This window comes from Wolbachia endosymbiont of Cylisticus convexus (assembly GCF_003344345.1).
In genome coordinates this window covers 1-3,179 of sequence record NZ_QPIP01000129.1, presented here as the reverse complement: position 1 = coordinate 3,179, position 3,179 = coordinate 1, and the positions used below count along the sequence as shown (strand labels likewise).

The window sequence follows — 3,179 nt, the reverse complement described above, 5'->3', positions numbered from 1 at the left end:
CTGAAATATGTATCCAGTAAAGATGTGAAAGTTTTCATGAATGATCTGAAAAAAATATATCGTGCTTCAAGTAAAGAAATTGCTGAGAATTATCTGCTTGAGCTGGAAGGAAAATGGGGAGAAAAGTATCCTTTAGTTATAAAATCCTGGCAGAACAATTGGGAAAACTTATCCAGTTATTTTAAGTATTCTGGGCCAGTTAGGAAGCTGATTTACACCACTAATCCAATTGAGGGGTTGCATAGACAAATCAGGAAATTTACTAAAACTAAGGGTTCATTTACTAGTACAAATGCCTTGTACAAACAGGTATATTGTGCTATAAAAAAGGTAGAGCAAAAGTGGATTATGGCTCTCCCTAATTGGGCTTTAACTATGTCTCAACTTGATATTTTCTTTCCAGATAGGTTGAAAATTGAGTTGAACTAAAAATGCGGCTTGACACACTTTTTTGAACATTCCCTTATTTTATGACGGCATTTTGGACTAATTTACATGAGGCAATCTGTAATACGCTAAAGGCAGAAATACCAGCAATTCAAACTTGTGAGGTTTATCCAGCAATAAGGAAAGAGTTAGCAGCTCCAGCGGTATTTATAGAATTGTCAAGTCTAGAGCAAGGAAAAGATCCAGGAACAGAAGAATTAGCGCTGAGAGCAAAATTTGAAGCACGAATTGTGATTGATAGCACAATAGAAAATGCACCTATTATTGTCAGAACATTGGCGGCAGAAGTAGCAAGAGTGGTAAATAAAAACACTTGGAAAGTGGAAAAAATTTCACCAGGAGAATTTATCTCAGGAGGAGGAGATGATTTTAGGCCAGAGCTCGATGCATATTTAGTGTGGATGGTAGAGTGGGTGCATGAATTACATCTTGGTGATTCAGTATGGGCAGAGAGTAGTATTCCGCCGAGTACTGTTTACATTGGGTTTACGCCTGATATTGGAGTTGCTAATAAGCATAAATATGTAAAAGTTGGCAAGAATAATGGATAGTTTTAAAGATGCAGATTTACCAAGAAAGTTGGATAACTTGGTTAGACTTGGCACAGTGGAAGAAGTAGACTGTGGCATGGCTAAGGTACGTGTAAAAATGATAGGTAATATATTAACAGACTGGTTGCCATGGGTAACAGCAAGAGCTGGAGAAGACAGAAGTTGGTCTGCACCAAGTATTGGAGAACAGGTGATAATACTTTCGCCATCTGGTGAAATTGCCAAAGGGATTGTCTTACCTGCAATTTATTATGAAAAATATCCTATTCCAGAAGGAAGTAGGGAAGAAGTAAGCGGTTTTGTTTTTAAAGATGGAACAGTTATTTACTATGACCGAAATGGTCATAAGTTTACAGTTTCTGTCAAAGAAGAAGGAACTCTTGTTTTTGCAGTGAAAGAAACGCAAATGGAAGTAACTAGTAAGGAAGTTATTTTAAAAACGGGAAAATCAAGTTCAAATATAACTGATGAAAAGATTGTCTTACAGGTTGGAAACTCAAGTCTAGAGATTACTGAGAGTGGCATTAAGTTAAATGCGAAAAAAATAGATTTAAACTAGCCGGAGAAAAATGTTAGAGCTAATAATGATAAGGGTATTATGATTGGTGATATTGATCATACATCTCAAACATCAGAATTAAGTGGATATGAATCAGGATGTGAAGATGAGTCAAGGAGAGAGAAGGAAACAAGAGGTTCATTGTTAGGGCAAAAACGACTTTCAGAATCAGACAAAGATTTAAGTTTGGCAAAACAGGGAAAAGTTGTTCGTTTTGGTGATGTGTGTAACCAACATGGAGATTATTTACAAAGCCCTGGTATAGGAGGAAGCAGTAATGTGTTTGTAAATGGTAGGCCTGTGCATCGTCAAGGAGATGAATGGTCACAACATGCATCAACAGACCCTTATAAGCCACCACATATTAGTCAATTCCTTCTTGAGGGGTCAGATTCAGTGTTTGTAAATGGCAAAGCCATTGCTCGTACTGGTGACTTAATTTCCTGTGGAGCAGTGACAGAACAAGGAAGCAATGATGTCTTTGCAGGGTAAATAATATGCGTGGTATGAGTTCTGAAACTGGCAAAAGAATCAGTGGTATAGAGCATTTAAAACAATCAATAGTTGATATTTTGACTACTACGACAATGTTGTAAATTTTGACCTTTTTCATTGTTATGTTCTGTAGAATGAGATATATCTTTTACTCGAAACACTATATTTACTTCTTCAATATCAACTTCAATTCGCTTAACTAATATTCTGATAACATTACGTTTAGTTGGGAATATTACTTTTTTTCGGTTTGACACACTTTTTTGAACTTATATCAATTTAAAAATGGAGGTTTGACAATGAGTCAAAAAGTAGTAAACAGAACTAACGGATTGGTAGATTATAAAGAGTTGGAAACAAATATCCTGTCGTCTATACGAGAAGGAAGACCGTTGACAGGAAAGGAGGGAGCATTAACACCATTTATAAAAAAGCTGCTGGAGGCGAGTCTAGAAGGTGAAATAGAAAACCATTTATTAGCTGAAAGTGAAGAAAATAATCGCAGAAATGGGAGGAATGGAAAGACTTTACGTACAAGTGCAGGTTCATTTGAGCTGTTAACGCCAAGAGATAGAGAAGGAAGTTTTGAGCCGCAAATAGTCAAAAAAAGGCAAACAAGCTTACATCCAGAGCTTGAAACGAAGATTTTGAGCACATTTGCCAGTGGTATGAGCTATAGAGATATAGCGTCACACGTTGAGGAAATTTATGATCACAAAATATCGGTAGCAGAGATATCAAGTATTACCGACAAATTACTGCCTATAATCAATGAATGGCGTAGTCGTCCACTGCAATCAGTATACCCGATAGTATTTATGGATGGGATGTTCTTTAAGGTCAAGGAGGATGGACATTGCGTAAGTAAATGTATGTACAATATATTGGGCATAGACCAAAATGGCAGAAAAGAAGTCCTGGGCTTTTATTTGGCTGAAAGTGAAGGAGCTAACTTTTGGTTGGAAGTGCTAAATAACCTCAAAGAAAGAGGAGTAGAAGATATTCTGATTGCATGTGTAGATGGGCTAAAAAGCTTTCCTGCAGCCATCAACAGTGTATTTCCCAGTGCAGAAGTGCAGCTATGTATAGTACACCAAATAAGAAATTCTCTGAAATATGTATCCAGT

Annotated in this window: 6 protein-coding genes and 1 pseudogene; 6 read left to right on the top strand and 1 reads right to left on the bottom strand. The window is 36.7% G+C overall.

The window, feature by feature from the left end; translation table 11 throughout:
* From Wcon_RS09010 to Wcon_RS12225, 5 genes and pseudogenes are all read left to right on the top strand, one after another.
* Window positions 1–429: transposase (locus tag Wcon_RS09010; RefSeq protein WP_147269136.1), on the top strand; the 429-nt coding region annotated here is incomplete at its 5' end.
* Between the two features lie 41 nt (window positions 430–470).
* Window positions 471–998 (top strand): hypothetical protein, encoded by a 528-nt coding sequence (locus tag Wcon_RS09005; protein ID WP_237350129.1) that lies wholly within the window; start codon window positions 471–473, stop codon window positions 996–998.
* Complete coding sequence (locus Wcon_RS09000) at window positions 991–1,557, top strand: phage baseplate assembly protein V (RefSeq protein WP_114517904.1); 567 nt, start codon at window positions 991–993, stop codon at window positions 1,555–1,557. The genes Wcon_RS09005 and Wcon_RS09000 overlap by 8 nt, the downstream gene beginning before the upstream one ends.
* Window positions 1,558–1,596: 39 nt before the next feature.
* On the top strand, window positions 1,597–2,049 hold the full coding sequence (locus Wcon_RS12865; protein ID WP_114517903.1) for a PAAR domain-containing protein: 453 nt from the start codon (window positions 1,597–1,599) through the stop codon (window positions 2,047–2,049).
* A gap of 5 nt (window positions 2,050–2,054) precedes the next feature.
* Window positions 2,055–2,138, top strand: a pseudogene (locus tag Wcon_RS12225) (GPW/gp25 family protein); the annotation flags it as partial.
* Here Wcon_RS12225 and Wcon_RS11260 read toward each other — a convergent pair.
* Window positions 2,115–2,309 carry a hypothetical protein gene (locus Wcon_RS11260; RefSeq protein WP_147269183.1) on the bottom strand — a complete coding sequence of 65 codons (195 nt, stop codon included), beginning with the start codon at window positions 2,307–2,309 and terminating at the stop codon, window positions 2,115–2,117. The pseudogene Wcon_RS12225 and the gene Wcon_RS11260 sit on opposite strands and share 24 nt — an antisense overlap.
* A 42-nt stretch (window positions 2,310–2,351) precedes the next feature.
* Here Wcon_RS11260 and Wcon_RS08985 point away from each other — a divergent pair.
* Window positions 2,352–3,179: IS256 family transposase (locus Wcon_RS08985; protein ID WP_114516781.1), on the top strand; the 828-nt coding region annotated here is incomplete at its 3' end.

Coding starts and splice junctions, on each gene's coding strand:
- Wcon_RS09005 (WP_237350129.1), top strand. CDS start 471: ATGACGGCATTTTGGACTAATTTACATGAGGCAATCTGTAATACGCTA.
- Wcon_RS12865 (WP_114517903.1), top strand. CDS start 1,597: ATGATTGGTGATATTGATCATACATCTCAAACATCAGAATTAAGTGGA.
- Wcon_RS09000 (WP_114517904.1), top strand. CDS start 991: ATGGATAGTTTTAAAGATGCAGATTTACCAAGAAAGTTGGATAACTTG.